A 17,914-nucleotide genomic window follows, 5' to 3' on the forward strand; every position below is an offset into this window, starting at 1 on the left:
AACAAACTTAGTCATAAGATATCTAACATCTGATTGTCTGGGAAGGAGACCGTACATTGAAATTTACATTCCCTATTATAACTTTATCTATGGGGGGAGCTCAGCGTATGCTAGCTGAACTCGTCAATGGTTTAGTAGAGAGAGGGCATGAAGTCACGATTCTAATGCCGCGTTGCGGCATTATTGAATACGCGATAAAGGCGAAAATCATTCGTACCCGCCAGCTCGATTATATTGACGTGGATGAGTTTCCAAAAAGCGACTTCATTATTTCAAACTATTACACCATCGTTTCCGGTTCTCAGGTCGCCAGCGAGCAAGGGAAAGGCGTGCATATCCGGTTAAGCCTTTGCTATGAGCCTGCTTTTCTCCCTAATAATGATATCACTTTCCGTACTTATCATTTAACGAGACATCTCCTTGTTCTCTCAGCTTGGCAGCAGCAATTGATTGCTCTAAACCATGGCGTTATGGGTCAAATCGTTCCGGTTGGCATCAGTTCGGCCTTCCGCAATGAACATATCCGTGAGCGCCACAGCAAACTGCACATATCCGCTATCCTGCGAAGACCTGAATGGGGGCATGTGTGGCATCGGGAACAAGACTATTTGCTCTACCATCTCCAAATTATCAAAGAGCAGTACCCGGATATTTCGATTAACATTTTCACTCCGCCTTATGAATATTCAACCTCTCCCTACCTGCAATCGTTAAAAAAACAATATGATTTTCGTTTCCTGCAGCCTGTCGATGATAAAGCGATGAGCCGGCACTATAGTGAAGCGGACATTTTCGTCAGCTCCTCCACGTATGACACCGCTCAAATTCCCGGGTTAGAAGCCATGAGATGCGGTGCAGCTCTTGTTACCACCTATGCCGGCGGTAATATGGATTATTGCCGACACGGAGATAACTGTCTGCTTTCGTACCGGTATGAGAACAATCTTTCCCACAATATCCGGCAGTTGATTGAGAACCCGGCACTACGTAAGAAACTCGCTGCCGCCGGGGAAGCAGAGGCCGCCAAATGGACATGGAAGCGAAGTCTGGATAAATTCGAAGATGCCATCCATGCCATTACAGGCAAAAGAATGTAACCACAATGAATGAAAGAAGGTGCAAAGGTGAATAATCGGCATATTAAACGGCAGCCCTCTACCATTACGCTGAACGACCGCCAGCTCATGAATGGCCACAAAAGCTGCGTGCTGTGGTTCACTGGCTTATCGGGCGCCGGAAAATCTTCTTTGGCTTACGAACTGGAAAGCATCCTATTTCAACTTGGAGTTCGTACTTATGTATTAGATGGCGACAATCTGCGTCATGGCGTAAACGGAAATCTCGGATTCTCCGCTGAAGATCGGAGTGAAAACATTCGCCGGACCGCAGAGATCGCCAAACTCATGGTCGATGCAGGAATGATCACGCTTGTCGCTCTCATTTCACCCTATCGGGTCGATCGGGATATGGCCAGATCTTTATTCGCCCCCGGTGAATTTATGGAGGTTTACGTAGATTGCCCTTTGCATGTGTGCGAACAGCGGGATCCGAAGGGGCTCTATGTGAAAGCAAGGTCCGGTTCCATTTCCGAATTCACTGGCATTTCGGCCCCTTATGAACCGCCGCTCCAACCGGAGATCGTTATCGCCTCGCACCAACAGCCCCTTGGGGAATCTACATCCTCCATACTTGATTATTTAGTAGCCCATCAAATCATTTCCCATTCCTAATAGAAAAACCATCCCAGTCATGATGGCAATTACTCACGGATCCCTCATGAGACTTGGATGGTTTTTTTTTATTTGTGGAGCAGCGCCTCTAACGATTTTCTATAGTTGTACTGAACCTGATAAATTTCTTTTGTGATGGACCCGGCGTATTTCTGACTCCCCATCTCTGCATGAACGCGGTATGATACCAGCGGTTCATCCAAGTAATAGAAGTCATATTTATGCAGGAGTCTCATCCACATATCATAATCCTGGGTGTATTTCAGACTTTCGTTGAAAAAACCGACTTCCTTCCATACATTCATGTCCAGCATCACGGTACAGCCGTTAATAAAGCATCCTCTTAGCATCATTTTGATAAATTGATCCCTCTCCGGATACGTGATCCCTGCCTTTCCTCCCATTACTCTGCAGTTGTTAGAATCAATATGATAGTAAGCGCCATAGCTAGCCGACGCCCCGCGTTCCTGCATGAAAGCAACCTGCTTGGCTACTTTATCAGGATCATAGAGATCGTCTGAGCTAAGCCAGGTGAAGTACTTGCCGGCGGCCCGCCTGATCCCTGCATTGAGAGCGCTGCCCGTCCCTCCATTCCTTTTCGATACATAGACGATTCTCCCAAAGTAAGGACTGACTTTATCCAGATATTTAGTAGAACCATCATTCACCACGATGACCTCGATATGGGGGTAGCTTTGCCCAAGCGCACTCTCTATCGCTTGATTCACATAAGCACAGTTATAGAAAGGAATAACGATCGACACAAGCGGATCCTGATTCACAAGCTTTACCTCCTTACCCATTTGCTAGATTCATCCTCCCCGTACAAGGAAGATCTTTACTATGTTATTTCCACGAACTCCTAAATGTTCCTTGAAACATCATTCCAACCCATTTATTGGTTAAAATAGGGTCGAGTCCACAACAAAACTTCTAACTGCGAATAGATTGCTATTATATGTTAAAAAGGAGTGAATCCGTTCATGATGAGAGGAAAGCATGCATTGGTAACAGGTGCCGCCGGCTTCATCGGCAGTCATCTTGTTCACCAGCTAGTTCTTGAGGGTGCCAAGGTGCAAGCCTTTATTCGGTATAATTCCAGTAATTCACGCGGCTTTCTTGACACGCTTCCTACTGATATTCAAAAGGAGATCGAAGTCATTAAAGGAGATTTGCGCGATCCATATGCCGTTTATCGTGCTGTCAAAGGGAACGACACCATCTTTCATCTGGGCGCATTAATCGCAATTCCCTATTCCTACCTCCACCCCAATGACGTTGTGCAAACGAATGTGGTCGGCACCCTGAATATCGCACAAGCCGCTTTGGAATTAGGCGCCTCCCGGCTCATTCACACCTCCACCAGCGAAGTTTATGGCAGCGCCCGATATGTGCCAATGGATGAGACTCATCCGCTGCAAGGCCAATCTCCTTACTCAGCCAGCAAGATCGGAGCGGACAAAATTATTGAAAGCTTTTACTGCTCTTACGCTCTGCCGGCCGTGACAGTTCGTCCTTTCAATTCCTATGGCCCCCGTCAATCCATGAGAGCCGTCATTCCTACCATTATTAATCAAGCCCTCCATCAATCCGAAATTGTGCTTGGCAATTTAACGTCATCTCGCGACCTCACCTTCGTAGAAGATACAGCCCGTGCTTTCATACACGCAGCCGTTCATGATGGGGCTATTGGCCAGGTCATCAATGCGGGATCGGGAAATGAAATATCGGTTGGCGAGTTAGCAGATAAAATCAAACAGCTTATTGGCCGCGATCTGCCCGTACGCGTCGCAAGTGAACGTGTACGTCCGGAGAAAAGCGAGGTAGACCGCCTCTTCTCCGATAGCAGTAAAGCAGCTGCACTGATCGGCTGGAAGCCCTCCGTTACCCTGGAGCAAGGCTTAGCCCGAACGATAGACTGGATAAAAAGCCATCCAGAGCTTTATCGTCCAGATGAATATGTTGTATAAGAGGTGATTCCTGTGGAAGTTGTTATTATGACGGGGGGAAAAGGGATGCGTATGGCTCCCTATACGAAAGTACTTCCGAAAGGATTATTACCCGTCGGGGAGCAGCCCATCCTGGAAATTATTGTGAAGCAGCTACGCCATTATGGTTTTACATCCATCACTATGGCTTGCGGCTATTTATCGAGTCTGATCCAAACGTATTTCGGAGACGGAAGCTCCCGAGGCGTCGATATTACCTATCATGTTGAACGAGAACCCTTAGGTACGATCGGTCCGCTAAAATGTCTCCGGCGGATGTCAGGACCATTCCTGCTTATTAACTGTGATGTTCTCACGACGTTAAACTTCGCCAAGTTTAGAGATTTTCATATCGAGGGAGGCAGTTTACTCACCATTGCTTCACAAAAAAAAGGCATTCCGATCCAGCTCGGCGTCCTTGAAACGAAGGATGACTACGTAACAAACATCATCGAGAAGCCTACTCATTTGGCTTGCGTAAGCATGGGAATTTATATGATGAATCCAATAATCACCGACTATATCCCTGCCAATAAGTTCTTTGATATTCCTGATCTGATCCATGCCGTGCTAGCGGATGACCAGAAGGTTCGGCATTATGAAAATACGGATTTCTGGCTCGATATCGGGCGCCCCTCCGATTACACCTTGGCGAATGAAGAGTTCGGCAAACTTAAATCCATCCTGCTTCCCGGTGAATCCTAATGGCGGAATCCCCACTCGTTCTGCTGACGGGCATAAACGGATTCGTCGGACAGCATATGGCTGCCTATTTATTCACTAAACATATGAACGTTTTGGGGGTTGGACGCAGTATCAGCTGTCCTCTTCAGCATCCCCGCCTGCAGTATGTCTCAGGCGATATAACGAAGCTATCTTTCATAAAGCAGCTGCTGCTAACATACAAGGTAACCCATATCATCCATCTTGCAGGTGTAAACGATGTGAGCGTTTCGTATGACAACCCTGCTGAAGTCATCTATGCCAACACCTGGGGGACACTGAATATCCTGGAGGCCATCCGAACATGTCCGGATCACAAGCTTCGTGCATGTCTGGCTGTCGGTACGGCTTATGAATATCAGCTGCAGGATGAGCCGTTAACCGAGTCGTCGCAGCTTAGCCCTGTAAGTCCTTATGCCTGGAGCAAACAGTTGATGTCCTCTGTCATGCAGATGTATGGACATGTCTATGCGATTCCCACCGTTGTAGCAAGAACGTTTAACTTGATCGGCCCTGGACCAGCAGCAGGCGTGTGCGCGCAGTTTGCTAAGCAAGTAGCTATGATGGAGAAAGGTCTCCTTCCGCCCAAGCTCCAAGTTGGAAACATGGATGTACAGCGGGATTTCCTAGACGTCCGTGATGCTGTCGCCGCTTACTTCTCCCTTCTGCAGGTGGCAGCCTGTCCTCCTGGTGAAATCTATAATGTATGCCGCGGAACAGCTTATTCAATTCGGTCCATGGTTAGCTTGTTGGGGCAATATGCTTCGATTCCGTTTGAAATATCGATTCAAGACCATTTGCTGCGCCGTCAGGAAGCGGGTATTGTGCTTGGGGACGCTGCAAAGCTTAGAGAAGCTACTGGCTGGATGCCAAGTATTCCATGGCAGCAGTCCGTCTTGGATACATTAAATTATTATCGGAATCTATGAAGGAACTTCACATATAAAAAGGAGCCATTCGCGATGAAGATTATGACCGTTCTAGGTACACGTCCGGAAATTATCCGGTTAAGTTTAGTCATATCCAAACTCGATCTCCTTGCCGATACTCACATTCTCGTGCATTCCGGACAAAATTATGACCGTTCACTCAGCGATGTTTTCTTTGAGCAAATGGGTATTCGAAAACCGGACGTTCACATTCTGCTTCAAGCACAAACCGTTGGCGAGCAAATTGCCCAGATGTTCACCCAGGTCGAGAAAGTGCTGATCAAGGAAAAGCCTGACCGCATGCTTGTTCTAGGTGACACGAATAGTGCGCTGACCGCCCTGATCGCTGAACGTCACGGTATACCCGTTTATCATATGGAAGCGGGGAATCGCTGTTACGATACGCGTGTGCCGGAGGAAATCAACCGCAAAGCAATCGATGCGATCTCTACCTGCAATATGCCTTATACGCCGGGGGCAAGAGAGAATTTACTTCGAGACGGAGTCCCTCCACAGAGGATTTGGATGACAGGCAATCCGATTTATGAAGTGATGCAGCACTATAAAGAGCAGGCGTGCAAGAGCACAATTCTCACAGACTTAGGATTGCAGTCGAAAGGCTATCTGCTTGTTACGGCTCACCGTGCGGAAAATGTGGACGATACTTCCCGGCTGAGGCAAATCGTCCAAGGATTGGATCTATTGGCTGACGATCTTAAGCTGCCTATCATTTGCAGCACACATCCGAGGACACGGGACCGCTTGGTCAAATCGGGGATAACCGGCTATAGCCCTTTAATCCATTTCCTCCCTCCGTTTGGTTTTTTTGACTTCTTGTACTTGCAAATGCACGCAGCTTGTGTCATTACAGACAGCGGTACGGTCCAAGAGGAAAGCTGCATACTCGGTGTCCCTGCCGTTACCATTCGGCAAAGCACGGAAAGACCGGAAACCTTAATCTGTGGAAGCAATCTTCTTTCCGGGCTTGTGCCTGAACGCATTCATGCCTGTGTCAAGCTCATGCTGAATTCTCCTCTTGCATGGGATTGTCCGGAAGGCTATCTGGATCCTCATGTTTCTTCGAAGGTGGTCAATATTGTACTAGGAGGACAAAGCTATGTTTAATAATCAAACGCTTCTCGTGACCGGAGGGACCGGATCATGGGGACAGGAGCTTGTTCGCAAGCTGCTGTTGGAACAGCCTAAGGAAATTCGGATATTTTCCAGGAACGAATTCGCGCAAGTGCGCATGCAGCGCGACTTTCAATTCAATCCGAAGCTTAAATTTATCATCGGCGACATCCGGGATCTGGAAGCGCTCGATGAAGCCTGCCGAAATGTGGACTACTTATTCCATTTAGCTGCTCTCAAGCATGTTCCAGTCTGTGAAGATCAACCCGATGAAGCGTTGAAAACCAATGTCAAAGGGACGGAGAATGTCATTCGCGCCAGCATTCGTAACCGTGTTAAGAAAGTCATCGATGTCTCGACGGATAAGGCTGTCAATCCCATTAATTTCTACGGGATGACCAAGGCGCTTGGCGAGAAGCTGATGATTCGGGCCAACAACCTCGACACCTCTACCCGCTTTGTCTGCATTAGAGGCGGAAATGTGCTTGGCACCAACGGCAGTGTCGTTCCTTTTTTCAAGAACCGCATTCTCCAAGGAGAGGATCTTCCTCTTACCGATAAAGACATGACCCGCTTCTTCTTAACGCTTCCCGAGGCCATCGACCTGCTATTAAGTGCCGCACGCGCAGCCATCGGAGGCGAAACCTTTGTTATGAAAATGAATGCCTGCCGGATTACCGATATCACCAATGTTCTCATCGAGCGTTTATCAACCAAGAGGCTTGCGATAAGAGAGGTTGGCATCCGTCCGGGTGAGAAGCTTCATGAAGTCCTGATCTCGGAGCATGAAGCTCCCTATACATTTCAATATAGCGATAAGTACTTCGTCATTCTCCCCTCCAATGCGGACCCCGATCTCTACAACCACTACAGCCATCTGCCGAAAACGATGATTACGGAATATGCCTCGAATGACCTGCTGATGAATGCTGATGAAATTCGAGAAATGCTCGAACAAGGAGGCTTCCTGCCATGAAGCTGCTCGTCATCGGGGGACTAGGTATGGCGGGGCACATGGTGAAGCATTACTTCAGCGATCTGCCTCAATTTGAGGTTTGGGATACAGCTAGAACCGCTTCCCCTGGAGATCCTCGTTCCTTCGCATTGGATATCCGTGACAGGAGCCGCGTGCAGGAGCTGCTTGACACTATTAAGCCGGATGTCGTGATTAACGCAGTCGGACTGCTCAATGAAGAGGCAGGCCGGCGCCAGGCTGAAGCGATTGAAGTCAACAGTTTGTTTCCGCATCAACTCGCACAGTGGGCGGAGATTTATCCCTTCCGGCTTATTCATATAAGTACGGACTGCGTATTCTCAGGTTTACGCGGGGATTATACGGAATCCGATTCCGCCGATGGTGCGACCCTGTATGCCAGAACCAAAAGTTTGGGCGAGGTGCAAGGCCCGAACACCTTAACGATTCGCACGTCGATTATCGGGCCGGAGTTAAAGCCAAACGGGATCGGACTGTTCCATTGGTTTATGCAGCAAACAGGAGAGATACCTGGCTACAGCGAGGTGTTCTGGAACGGCGTAACCACCCTGGAGCTTGCCAAAGCGATTCACTGGTGCCTTCAGCATCCGATTCACGGACTTGTCCACCTGGCAGGGCAACCCAAGCTGTCCAAATACGCGCTGCTGCACATGCTCCAAACGCAATTCGCTAAAGATGATGTAATCATCTATAAGTATGACCGCTATACCTCTGACAAAAGCCTGATCTCCACCCGGGCAGATTTCACGTACGCTGTCTCAGACTATCCGCAGATGATAGCCGAGATGCATACCTGGATGACCCTTCATCATCGAGGACTATACACGTATTATTCTTAAACCTAAAAGAAGAAACCTCGTCGTTTCGTAATATCCACATCACGAAAGAGAGGTTTCTTACTCTTCACCTTATGAGGCTGAATACATATGCTCGAAGCCATCCTCGAAACCTTTGTTGAAGCCATCGGTGTAGCCTGTATCGTAACCTTTGTCAAAGCCTCGATTGTACCCTCCGCTCCGAATAAACCTTAAGGCGGATCTTCCTTTTTTAACGAGACGAGCTTTCTTCTTCAGCCGCCGTTTGACGATTATTTTTTTCGTTTTCCCTTTCATTCCTAGCTTGCGTTTGGCACCCAGCGATTTGCCCTTCCGCGAGGCTGCAACACGCTTACGGCGTGCAGTTCGTTTAACGCTCATCATCCCAAACTCCTTTATACGTTATTCGCTACAATTGAGGCTGGCGCAATAATCGGCAATCCCTGGGCATATCGCACCAAGAACTGTCCGTTGATCGTTACTTGATGCCGCTCCTTCAGATGCCAGAACGACAACGCCCAATCGTTGATGATGCGGCAAAGCTTATTACCTTTCACTTGAAAGACCGTACTATCGGCATTTCTGACCAGCAGGCCTTCCGGGAGCGCTCCATCTGCCTGCACGCCTTGTGCCAGATAAGCCAGCTTCGCCTCCACATCCTGAGACGAGACCGGAGAACCAATAGGCCAGCTCCGCAAATCAACCTGTGAAATACGGCTTGCGAGAAGAGACAGTTCACCTTCGATTGGATATCTGGTGCCATTTTCGATCCAGTACAGCTGAGGCAACACACCGCGGACGATCGTATGGCTCGGATAGAAGTCATTCATAGATGCTATGCCTCCGGCCAGCTTCTGCTGAACCTCATGAAGTAAGCTATGCGAGTCTCCCCACTTCCGCGAAAAGAAATCTAGGTTCTTGCTGTATACTTTCTCGAATAGTTCCCCTAGCGCTTTAATGGAGACACTGCCAACATGATGAATAAACGTGTCTTTGGCAACGATGAGCTCGTGGCCCATCATCCGTGCGCGGAACCCGAAATCATCGTCCTCGCAGTTGCCGATCTCAAAGCCTTCGTCCAAATAACTGAGCCGATCGAAGAATTCGCGCCGCATAAGCACGCAAAAGCCCGTTAATCTCCCTGTTTGCACCCACTTCCCGGGATCTGAAACATTGAACTTCCTCGCGAAGTGGTGCATTTCTTCCGTAGAGGTATACTGCGTTTCAATCAGCTGTTCGCCGCTGATGTAGTTCGTAACCGGGCCGACAAGGCCGATCTTCTCACTGCTATGCAGACAAATCAGCATGTTTTTGAGCCAATCCTTCGTCACGATCGTATCGTTGTTAAGAAAGAGCAGCGTCTCTCCTCGCGCTAACCTTAGGCCTTGATTCGTTCCGCCAGCGAAGCCAAGGTTCGATTTAAATACGCGATAGCGAATCTTCCCCCTGAGCGACTTCAAGTAGTCGGCTGTGTCATCGGTTGAAGCATTATCAATTACAATGATTTCGAAAGGCTCCGGAGTATATGCATAAATGCTGTCTATACAGTTTTGAAGATGAACCCGCTGATCATTCGTCGTGACGATAATAATGCTGGTGCCTTTAAAAGGCTGAGAATAGCTGGCAATACCAGCTTCCCAGCCGTTTTGATATCCGTATCCGTGTGCGTTGTCATAGCCCAGGTTATAGCCTATGCGGTACAGTTGATTATAGCTTTTGCTCCTCTTCGCTCTTCTTGTTTTGAAGAACCGTCTTCTTATCCTTCTTATTCTTCTCACCGGTATGGCGCCTCCCCTTTAACAATTGCATCCGCCAGATGACCAAAATCAATTGCGACTTTGCCGAATGCAGAGGCAATCCACTCGGAGATAATAACCGCGGAAATGCCTGCGGACACAAGCGCAATATCAAATTCATGCTCCGCGATGGCCGACTTGATTCTTGGAATGTCTTTGAAACCATGAACCGGCGAGATTTCGGCTACGACCTCAACCTGATGTTGGCGAAGCACTTCGCCGAGCTGCGGGGCAAGGTTGCCGACAAGCAAAACCCGGCGGCCCTGCGTAATTCGGGACAAGTAACCTGTTTGGTAGAGATAATAATTGACTAATGAGTCTGTTAGCGTGAGTTGACGGTAATCGATATGCTCATGCTTGAAAACAGCAAACGCGAGTGGTTGAAAGTTCCGTACGCGCAGCTTAGGAATTCCTACGACCGTCGCTCCTCGCACCGCTGTCAGCAGCTCGCTTTTCACTTCCAAGTCGGGCACTTCGACGCCGGCATACGGGAGAAATGGCCCGTCTTCCCTGATCTGCTCGATCGACATGATCGATTCTTGAGCCAAAGTCAGCAGCTCCCCGTCACCCAATCGGACTAAGGAAAACGGCGTTCGTTTATTCAACGCCTCAACGATTCTTTCGCCTAGGTCCTGTGCGGTAACCAAGTGGAGAATTTGCGGACGCAGCGATGCTACGCCAGCAGCGATGATTTGTTCAATCGGCACTTCTGGCAGTATCTGATACTCCGGCAAGCATTCATCGACGATGGCCTCTCCGCCTGTGTGCTTACCCTCCTGGAAGCCTTTGCCGAAGCCTTTATCATATCCATGATCGAAGCCATGATTATACGTCTGCTGCCCTTCCTGGAGCGCTGCGGGTGATTGAACGTAGACGATCTTCACCCTTGAAGCCTTGGAACGCTTCCGGAGCTTTTTCGCAGCCGCTAACCGGAATTTCCTTTTACGCCGGCCTCTTGAGCTGCCTGATGAGAAAGAGATAACGGAGCCTTTTCGCTTCGCATCACGCTGTTTCTTCTGAAGGGGTAACATAAGATCACCTGCCTTAATAATCTGTTCAGTGAAAAATAAGATCCAACATGTGCACGAGCCGGTTCCGGTACGTATGCTCACGCATCGTTCTTTCAAGTCCTCGCCAAGCCATTTGACTGCGTTCTTCTTCATGCTGAAGATAATAATCAATTTTGGCCATAAGATCCTGCGGGGAATCGTACGTTGCAATCTCCTGTCCAGGTGTGTACATGCTGCCCAGGTTAGCACGGCCGTCTGTCAGCTGCAGCTGGCCGCAGGCGCTAATTTCAAACGAACGGGGATTGATCGAGTGCGCCGGAATTATCCGGGTGTTCTGGTTGGTAGAATCGTCAATTGACCGGTGCATATTGATCACGATTTTAGCACCATTGTAGTAACTCGCGCTATTTTCCGGCGACATCCATACGCCAGTTTTGATTTTGCTCTCCAGCAAAGCATAACTCCTCATCCGATCCCACCAATAGCCGGCAATTAGCAATTTTTTGGAGGCAAGCTCATTTGCAATTTGTTCAAAGAAGGCAACACGATTCCAGAAGGCAACACCGATAAAACAAATATCAACCCGGTACTCAGCACTAACAGGCTTAGGGTAATAGATTGAGCGATTAACGCCAAAAGGCATATGGTAAACTTCCCTGCAGCCTGTTTCCTGATATAATGGCACACAGCTTTGTTCTAGTGTGAACACAATATCGTAATGTTTGGCTATATCGACGGTGACATCCGTGTAGTATGGATCATCCGTGAACCAGACAGCCGTCTTGATTCCCAGTGCCCTTACTTCATCTACGACTTGAACCTTGAGAAGTTCAACGGAATTCAGCGATAAGAGCAGATCAGGTTTAAAGGTCCTGGCTGCATCCAAAACATCATCATGAGGGGCAACCGTCAGCACTTCCGCACAAAGTGCCTCCAATTCTGCTTGAATGCCATGATCCATCGGCCGGTAAGACCAGTTGCCCGAAGATACATACATGACTTTGATCGCTCTTCGAGTGCCTATCTCCGGCGTTCGCTTCACAATGGCCTCACATCTGCCCAAGTGATACCCATGCCGCCATCCGCTGTTATAACCATCCCCATGACCCCGATTCCAATCGCTACGTCTTCCTTTCATATACTCACCTCTTCGACATGGTGGCTAAACGCCATTCATAATCGTTAACATTTGATGTAAGCGGCTCCGGTACGTGTGTTCTCGTAGTGTACGAGATAAGCCCTGTAAGGCAATTCGCTGCCGCTCCTCTTCATGATTCAAGTAGTATTCGATTTTCGATACCAGTTCCTGCGGGGAACTAAATGTATCTAATTCTTCACCGGGCGTGTAGAAATTAGTTAATTCTTGGCGTACATCCGTTAGCTGAAGTGTGCCGCAAGCTGCAATGTCAATAACTCGGGGATTAGGTGAGTAAGCTGGAATGCGTCTACTATTACTATTATGTGTTTCATCATCGATGGATCGATGCAGATTAATCACGATTTTCGAGGCATGATAATGTTTGGCGGTTTCTTTTGGATCTAACCAGTATCCTTGAATCTTGGAGGCAAGCTTATCGTAGGAACGAAGGCGCTCCCACCAAAAGCCATTAATCATGATATCTTTATCTTTGAGATAATCTGCAATTTCATCAATAAGGTGTACCCGATTCCAGAACGCCGTGCCTATGAAGCAAATATCTTTGCGATAGGATGTGGGGACGTGTTCGAACAAGAGGCTACCTGGGTTAATTCCGAATGGAAGATAATAAACATGATTGCAGCCTATAGACTTATACAAATCTATACAACTGATCTCCAGTGTAAAAATAAAATCATAATAGGGTACAATCTTTATCGTTTGGTCCGTATGATAAGGATCATCAGACAGCCAAATCGCCGTCCGAATGCCCAAAGAACGGAGAGCCTGCACTTTATCGATAGGGAACGAGGGGGTAAGTGTAAACAGCATTAGAGCGATATCCGGCCTGGTTTCCCTGGAAATGCTAACAAAATCATCTTCCTGATTCACAACGATAACCTCGCGTACCAGCTTCCGCAAGCTATCTTCAATGCCTTCATCAATGGAAACATAAGGAGCCCCAGCTGCCCTTACATACATAACTTTCAAGTCCCAAAGAATACCGGTCTCTTGTGGTATATCTCGCACTATTCTTTGGCAGCGTCCCATATGATACCCGTAAGACCATCCCTTTGCATACCCAACTCGATGGCCGGCCTCCCAGTCTTGCTTTGCTGACGGTGGGGCCTGCCAGACCGTTTTGGGCCGTAGCTTTTTGCGTTCACTTATGGCATTCATCACGATCACTCCTGATTTCCTACATATCCTTTAAGCTGAAGGTATTCCCGCAATGAACGTTTCCATGGCGGCATTGGATAAATACGGTTCATCTTGCTATTATCCAAAACACTGTAAGAAGGTCTCCGGCACCCTGAAGGATATTGGCTGGATGGCACAGGGGTGGCTTCGTACGTAAGCCCGCATAAGGTAAATGCCTGAACAGCCAATTCATGCCAGGTGCATGCCCCTTCGCCCGCGCAATGATAAATGCCGAATTCCGTCACATTCTTATCGAGAAAGACTTTGACTGCTCTAGCTACATCGAGTGTATGGGTAGGTGACATGATGACATCGTCGACAATCGAAACCGACTTCCCCTGCTTAACCAAGCGGAGCATCGTTTCAATGAAATTTCCACCTTTGCCGCTGGATCCTGCAACCCCATATAGCGAGGAAACGCGAAATATGAAATAATGATCCAAATAGTCCGCAATAACCTTCTCGCCTGCTGCTTTGGAGTTACCGTAAGCATTCAGCGGACGAGGCTCGTCGTCTTCGGTGTAGGGAAGAGCGTTGTCGCCATCGAATACATAATCCGTGCTGAAATGAATCAGAGTGACCCCGTGTTGTTTACAAAATACGGACATGCGCAATACCGCAATGGCATTTACCATCAGAGCTTTAAGCGGCTCTTTTTCGCATTGTTCGGTATTGTGAAAGGCCGTGCAATTGATCAGTACATGAATCGATCCCAGCTTCTCTAAGAAAGGAATGATCGTTTCCGTATCCTCCACGTTCAATTGATTGCGTGTAACGGGGATGACCTCGTACGAGTCATCTCCGGCAAATTGTCTGAGGATATCCGATCCCAGCTGTCCATTAGCGCCTAGCAGCACAATCCTTCTCATCACTCATTCCATCCCTTGAGTTCCATGATACCTCCGTACAATTTGACATCTTCAATTATCCGATGCCATTTCACCAGCTCGCTGTACCAATCCAACGTAATCGTTTGAGCCATATTGACCACTTCGCCCGCTTCAAGCGCATTGTAAATTTCCAGCGCGCCCTGCGCAGCGGTCCATTTGCCCTTCCATTGCAAGTCTTTTTCAATTTTGTCAAAGCTGACCCGATAAGAACGGTGATCGGGTGCGCCGTACCAATCTATCGTGACTTGTTTGGGTAAGCTGCCGGCAATCTCCTCGGCCAATTGGCCGAGCTGGTAGTTATTGCGATCGGAGCCAACATTATAGATTTGTCCGTTAATGACATCAGGGGCTGCTTCGAGCAGCAGGCACATCACGTCAGTCGTATCTTGGACGTGGACGAAGGGTCTCCATTGCGAGCCGTCTCTCATTAACGGAATGACGCCGTTTCGCCATGCGCCAAGCGCCATGCCGTTGATGGCCAGATCGAAGCGGATACGAGGGGAATGACCATAGACGGTAGCCTGTCGGATGACGACAACCGTGAAGGAGTCATCAGCAAGCGGGAGGACACCATGCTCCGCCATTTCGTTCGCTTTGGCATACGTTGTAAGCGGATTGGTAGGAGAGGTTTCATCCACGATAACCTCTGGCGGTTGAAAGCCGTACAGGCTGCAGGAGGACGGAAGAATATACCGTTTAACGCCCAGTTTCTTGGCTTTATGAGCCGTAGAGACACGGGAGATATGATTGATTTGGTAAGTCGCTTCCTGAAACAGCTCTCCGCTGGGGTCGTTGGATATAGCTACCAAATCGATGACCGCCTCTACGTCGGCGAATACCTCTTCTTTTAGACGACGGGAATCTTCTTTGATCAGAATAAGATTCGGATGCTGTGGAAGTTTATCTGTACCAAAAAAGAAGCGGTCTGCCGCTTTCACTTTGTAGCCTTTATCCAACAGCTTTGGGACCAGCACACTGCCGATATACCCGCCGGCTCCCGTTACCAAGATTGTCTTCATAATGTTCCTCCTTAGCGTATTTCTCAAAGATGCTTTCTTCAGCTACACAAAATTATTATCCGCTTGTTGAAGTGGTGGATGCTGGTGATCCTTTGCTGACAAAATGGGATCCGAAACCGGCCAGTCGATGGCAAGCTGCGGATCATTCCATTGAATGCCGCGATCATGTTCGGGGGAGTAGTATTGATCGACTTTATACAGGAGCTGTGTGTTAGGGACAAGCGTGCATACACCGTGCGCAAAGCCTTGAGGCACTAAGATCTGGCGCTTGTTCTCCGCACTCAGGATGACGCCGATCCACTGACCATACGTCGGGGAGCTCTTTCGAATATCAACTGCGACATCATAAACAGCGCCAGATAGGACCCGAACGAGCTTCGTCTGTGCTTTTGGCGCCAGCTGATAGTGAAGTCCACGCAAGATCCCTGCCTCTACGGATAGGGAATGATTGTCTTGAACGAACTCATGGTGAATGCCTAGCTGTGCCAGCTGCTCTCGATTGTAGCTTTCCATGAAGAAGCCGCGATGATCGCCATGCGCCTTCGGTTCCAGCAGCAGCACCCCAGGCAGCTTCGTCGAAACTACTTTCATGCTGTAGAGCCTCCTCGTAGTTGTGTGAGTTGATCGACCACATAAGCAGCAAACGGCATAGAGCATGTGAAGGCCGGGGACACCGCGTTCAGCACATGGATTGAACGATGATCGCCTTCGATCACGAAATCCTGTACGAGCTCCAAGGTCTCTTTGTTCAGGAGCTGCGCGCGTATGCCCGGACGCAAGTAATGTCCGAAACCGTCCGGATCGATTTGCCAAACCATTGATAGGCCTAAACCTATGAAATAGGATCTCATATATTTCCGCATTTCCTCGAATACCAATCGTCTGAACTGAAAGGAATTCGTAAGAAACAATTTCGCCTCATAGCCCACAATTTGCAAAAATTCCTTCCACCGAAAGCCCCGAAGACCGGAATAGTTCTCGCGCCAGAAGGCCGGAATCGCTGTAGGGCCAATCTTAATGCTGCCATCGACGGTCTTGGTATAATGCACGCCAAGAAAAGGGTTGCCCAAATTGGGGACAGGGTAGATGTTCGTCGCTACATCCGTTTTGTTCTTCGTATATTTCAAATAAATGCCTTTAAACGGAATGATGGTATAGTTGAGGCCGAATCCGAAATCATGAGCAATACTGTCTGCATAGAGGCCGGCAGCATTAATCAGATATTTGAACTTATATGTTTGCTTATCGGTAAATACCAAATCTCCTCTATGATTCTGATATTGTGTCTGAAAATAAAACGAAACCCCGCGCGCCATATTGTCATATTTGAGCATCTGGCACACCTCCACGGGATCCACCGACGCCGTCGTAGGCGAAAAGAGAGCTTTGCGATACGTTTTTGCATTCGGATCAATGACATGGACATCGGCCTCGTCGATCCACTTCAGCTCAACCCCGTTGATATCCCCTCTCCGCTTCAGCTCTTCGAGACCGGCCAGCTCGGTCTCATCCTTGGCGACAACCAGTTTTCCGCATTCATTGATGCTGAGCCCATTGTCCTTACAATAGGTTCTCATCGCTTGATTACCCTCTTTGGTAAACTTCGCCTTTAGACTGTTTGCCGTATAATAGAAGCCGGCATGAAGCACTCCGCTGTTCCGGCCACTGGCATGTGCGGCCACATCTTTTTCCTTTTCCAGTATACATACGGTGGTTCCCGGCTCTCTTAGCTTAAGCTCGCGAGCTATGGTGAGCCCAATAATGCCGCCTCCGATAATGACATAATCGTATGTCTTCACTGCTCATCACCTGAGTTAATTTTCGGGTATTCTTTCAGCTTTTCGGTGGCTTCGTACCAGGACGGGAACGTTCCGGCATCAATCCACCAACCGTTCAATATGTGATAAGTCAGCTGCCCTTTTTCGGCATACAAATTGTTCACATCAGTAATTTCCATCTCTCCGCGCGCTGAAGGCTCGATCGATCGAATCAGATGGAAGACGGAGGAATCATACATATAGATCCCTGTAACACAATACGAGGATTGCGGGTTTTCCGGCTTCTCTTCAATCCGTTTAATCAGCGCTCCGTCCATCACCGGGACCCCATAGCGTCTCGGATCATCGACTTCTTTCAGAAATACCTTCGCTCCCTCCGGCTGTTTCTCGAACTCCTTTACGTAAGAGGTCAACGAAGATTCAAACAAGTTATCGCCCAGCAAGACGATCAGCTTCTCACCTGGATGCACGATGCTTTCAGCAAGTTCCAGCGCTTCGGCTATGCCGCCGGCTTTCTCTTGGATTTTGTAGGTAAGCTTGACTCCCCAAGCCTTCCCGCTGCCCAAGAAATCAATGTAGAGGGCAGCGGACTGCTTTCCCGTTACGAGCAAAATATCGTAGATTCCTGCCTCTCTCAGTTTCTCTATCGCGTAATAAATCATCGGATATTTGCCGACGGGAAGCAGGTGTTTGTTCATTATTTGAGTCAATGGCCGGAGACGCGTACCCGTTCCACCTGCAAGAATAACTCCCTTCATAGCAACGCCCACCCT

The 17,914-nt window shown here is 48.5% G+C and carries 19 protein-coding genes; 8 read left to right on the forward strand and 11 right to left on the reverse strand.

Translation table 11 applies throughout. The annotated features are described in order from the left end of the window. Positions 1-107: 107 nt before the first annotated feature. A complete protein-coding gene (locus PUT07_RS22875; RefSeq protein ID WP_274470802.1) occupies positions 108-1,097 on the forward strand; it encodes a glycosyltransferase family 4 protein in 990 nt (329 codons plus the stop codon). 9 nt (positions 1,098-1,106) lie between these two features. Beyond that, a complete protein-coding gene (gene cysC, locus PUT07_RS22880; RefSeq protein WP_379240322.1) occupies positions 1,107-1,730 on the forward strand; it encodes an adenylyl-sulfate kinase in 624 nt (207 codons plus the stop codon). Between the two features lie 68 nt (positions 1,731-1,798). On the opposite strand, the gene PUT07_RS22885 is transcribed toward cysC, so the two are convergent. Beyond that, positions 1,799-2,533, reverse strand: a complete 735-nt coding sequence (locus tag PUT07_RS22885; protein ID WP_274470804.1) for a glycosyltransferase family 2 protein — start codon at positions 2,531-2,533, stop codon at positions 1,799-1,801. Positions 2,534-2,713: 180 nt separating this feature from the next. Between PUT07_RS22885 and PUT07_RS22890 the strand changes: the two genes are divergently transcribed. From PUT07_RS22890 to PUT07_RS22915, 6 genes are read left to right on the forward strand one after another with little or no spacing between them, the layout of a single operon-like run. After that, positions 2,714-3,700, forward strand: a complete 987-nt coding sequence (locus PUT07_RS22890) for an SDR family NAD(P)-dependent oxidoreductase (RefSeq protein WP_274470805.1) — start codon at positions 2,714-2,716, stop codon at positions 3,698-3,700. Between the two features lie 12 nt (positions 3,701-3,712). After that, on the forward strand, positions 3,713-4,423 hold the full coding sequence (locus PUT07_RS22895; RefSeq protein WP_274470806.1) for a sugar phosphate nucleotidyltransferase: 711 nt from the start codon (positions 3,713-3,715) through the stop codon (positions 4,421-4,423). Further along, a complete protein-coding gene (locus PUT07_RS22900; protein WP_274470807.1) occupies positions 4,423-5,370 on the forward strand; it encodes a GDP-mannose 4,6-dehydratase in 948 nt (315 codons plus the stop codon). Before PUT07_RS22895 ends, PUT07_RS22900 begins: the two co-directional genes overlap by 1 nt. A gap of 33 nt (positions 5,371-5,403) precedes the next feature. Then, on the forward strand, positions 5,404-6,495 hold the full coding sequence (gene wecB, locus PUT07_RS22905) for a non-hydrolyzing UDP-N-acetylglucosamine 2-epimerase (RefSeq protein ID WP_274470808.1): 1,092 nt from the start codon (positions 5,404-5,406) through the stop codon (positions 6,493-6,495). Further along, positions 6,488-7,477 carry a polysaccharide biosynthesis protein gene (locus PUT07_RS22910; protein WP_274470809.1) on the forward strand — a complete coding sequence of 330 codons (990 nt, stop codon included), beginning with the start codon at positions 6,488-6,490 and terminating at the stop codon, positions 7,475-7,477. Before wecB ends, PUT07_RS22910 begins: the two co-directional genes overlap by 8 nt. Further along, positions 7,474-8,334, forward strand: coding sequence for a dTDP-4-dehydrorhamnose reductase family protein (locus tag PUT07_RS22915; RefSeq protein WP_274470810.1), 861 nt, complete (start codon positions 7,474-7,476; stop codon positions 8,332-8,334). The genes PUT07_RS22910 and PUT07_RS22915 overlap by 4 nt, the downstream gene beginning before the upstream one ends. Positions 8,335-8,403: 69 nt before the next feature. Here PUT07_RS22915 and PUT07_RS22920 read toward each other — a convergent pair whose 3' ends face one another. Genes PUT07_RS22920 through PUT07_RS22965 form a run of 10 tightly spaced genes read right to left on the reverse strand, consistent with a single transcriptional unit; the run spans position 8,404 to position 17,899 of the window. Next, positions 8,404-8,691 (reverse strand): hypothetical protein, encoded by a 288-nt coding sequence (locus PUT07_RS22920; protein WP_274470811.1) that lies wholly within the window; start codon positions 8,689-8,691, stop codon positions 8,404-8,406. Between the two features lie 14 nt (positions 8,692-8,705). Further along, positions 8,706-10,088, reverse strand: coding sequence for a glycosyltransferase family 2 protein (locus PUT07_RS22925; protein ID WP_274470812.1), 1,383 nt, complete (start codon positions 10,086-10,088; stop codon positions 8,706-8,708). Then, positions 10,085-11,137 (reverse strand): GT-D fold domain-containing protein, encoded by a 1,053-nt coding sequence (locus PUT07_RS22930; RefSeq protein ID WP_274470813.1) that lies wholly within the window; start codon positions 11,135-11,137, stop codon positions 10,085-10,087. Before PUT07_RS22930 ends, PUT07_RS22925 begins: the two co-directional genes overlap by 4 nt. A 25-nt stretch (positions 11,138-11,162) precedes the next feature. Beyond that, positions 11,163-12,254 (reverse strand): CgeB family protein, encoded by a 1,092-nt coding sequence (locus tag PUT07_RS22935; protein WP_274470814.1) that lies wholly within the window; start codon positions 12,252-12,254, stop codon positions 11,163-11,165. A gap of 24 nt (positions 12,255-12,278) precedes the next feature. After that, entirely contained in the window at positions 12,279-13,433 is a 1,155-nt protein-coding gene (locus PUT07_RS22940) for a CgeB family protein (protein ID WP_274470815.1), read from the reverse strand. A 5-nt stretch (positions 13,434-13,438) separates the two neighbouring features. Next, complete coding sequence (gene rfbD / locus PUT07_RS22945) at positions 13,439-14,323, reverse strand: dTDP-4-dehydrorhamnose reductase (RefSeq protein WP_274470816.1); 885 nt, start codon at positions 14,321-14,323, stop codon at positions 13,439-13,441. Beyond that, positions 14,323-15,363: an NAD-dependent epimerase/dehydratase family protein gene (locus PUT07_RS22950; protein ID WP_274470817.1), complete on the reverse strand. Its 1,041-nt coding sequence runs from the start codon at positions 15,361-15,363 to the stop codon at positions 14,323-14,325. Before PUT07_RS22950 ends, rfbD begins: the two co-directional genes overlap by 1 nt. 42 nt (positions 15,364-15,405) lie before the next feature. Beyond that, entirely contained in the window at positions 15,406-15,954 is a 549-nt protein-coding gene (gene rfbC, locus PUT07_RS22955) for a dTDP-4-dehydrorhamnose 3,5-epimerase (RefSeq protein ID WP_274470818.1), read from the reverse strand. After that, entirely contained in the window at positions 15,951-17,162 is a 1,212-nt protein-coding gene (gene lhgO / locus PUT07_RS22960) for an L-2-hydroxyglutarate oxidase (protein ID WP_274470819.1), read from the reverse strand. The genes rfbC and lhgO overlap by 4 nt, the downstream gene beginning before the upstream one ends. Further along, positions 17,159-17,899, reverse strand: a complete 741-nt coding sequence (locus PUT07_RS22965; RefSeq protein WP_274470820.1) for a sugar phosphate nucleotidyltransferase — start codon at positions 17,897-17,899, stop codon at positions 17,159-17,161. Before PUT07_RS22965 ends, lhgO begins: the two co-directional genes overlap by 4 nt. Between the last annotated feature and the right edge of the window lie 15 nt (positions 17,900-17,914).

Origin of the sequence: Paenibacillus sp. MAHUQ-63, from assembly GCF_028765165.1 — a bacterium.
Classification (GTDB): domain Bacteria; phylum Bacillota; class Bacilli; order Paenibacillales; family NBRC-103111; genus Paenibacillus_E.

Bases quoted from the DNA above. Each gene is read 5' to 3' on its own strand.
- PUT07_RS22910 (WP_274470809.1), top strand. From the start codon at position 6,488: ATGTTTAATAATCAAACGCTTCTCGTGACCGGAGGGACCGGATCATGG.
- PUT07_RS22930 (WP_274470813.1), bottom strand. From the start codon at position 11,137: ATGTTACCCCTTCAGAAGAAACAGCGTGATGCGAAGCGAAAAGGCTCC.
- wecB (WP_274470808.1), top strand. From the start codon at position 5,404: ATGAAGATTATGACCGTTCTAGGTACACGTCCGGAAATTATCCGGTTA.
- PUT07_RS22920 (WP_274470811.1), bottom strand. From the start codon at position 8,691: ATGAGCGTTAAACGAACTGCACGCCGTAAGCGTGTTGCAGCCTCGCGG.
- rfbD (WP_274470816.1), bottom strand. From the start codon at position 14,323: ATGAGAAGGATTGTGCTGCTAGGCGCTAATGGACAGCTGGGATCGGAT.
- PUT07_RS22965 (WP_274470820.1), bottom strand. From the start codon at position 17,899: ATGAAGGGAGTTATTCTTGCAGGTGGAACGGGTACGCGTCTCCGGCCA.
- PUT07_RS22950 (WP_274470817.1), bottom strand. From the start codon at position 15,363: ATGAAGACAATCTTGGTAACGGGAGCCGGCGGGTATATCGGCAGTGTG.
- PUT07_RS22875 (WP_274470802.1), top strand. From the start codon at position 108: ATGCTAGCTGAACTCGTCAATGGTTTAGTAGAGAGAGGGCATGAAGTC.
- PUT07_RS22935 (WP_274470814.1), bottom strand. From the start codon at position 12,254: ATGAAAGGAAGACGTAGCGATTGGAATCGGGGTCATGGGGATGGTTAT.
- PUT07_RS22940 (WP_274470815.1), bottom strand. From the start codon at position 13,433: ATGAATGCCATAAGTGAACGCAAAAAGCTACGGCCCAAAACGGTCTGG.
- PUT07_RS22915 (WP_274470810.1), top strand. From the start codon at position 7,474: ATGAAGCTGCTCGTCATCGGGGGACTAGGTATGGCGGGGCACATGGTG.
- cysC (WP_379240322.1), top strand. From the start codon at position 1,107: ATGAAAGAAGGTGCAAAGGTGAATAATCGGCATATTAAACGGCAGCCC.
- rfbC (WP_274470818.1), bottom strand. From the start codon at position 15,954: ATGAAAGTAGTTTCGACGAAGCTGCCTGGGGTGCTGCTGCTGGAACCG.
- PUT07_RS22890 (WP_274470805.1), top strand. From the start codon at position 2,714: ATGATGAGAGGAAAGCATGCATTGGTAACAGGTGCCGCCGGCTTCATC.
- PUT07_RS22885 (WP_274470804.1), bottom strand. From the start codon at position 2,533: ATGGGTAAGGAGGTAAAGCTTGTGAATCAGGATCCGCTTGTGTCGATC.
- PUT07_RS22900 (WP_274470807.1), top strand. From the start codon at position 4,423: ATGGCGGAATCCCCACTCGTTCTGCTGACGGGCATAAACGGATTCGTC.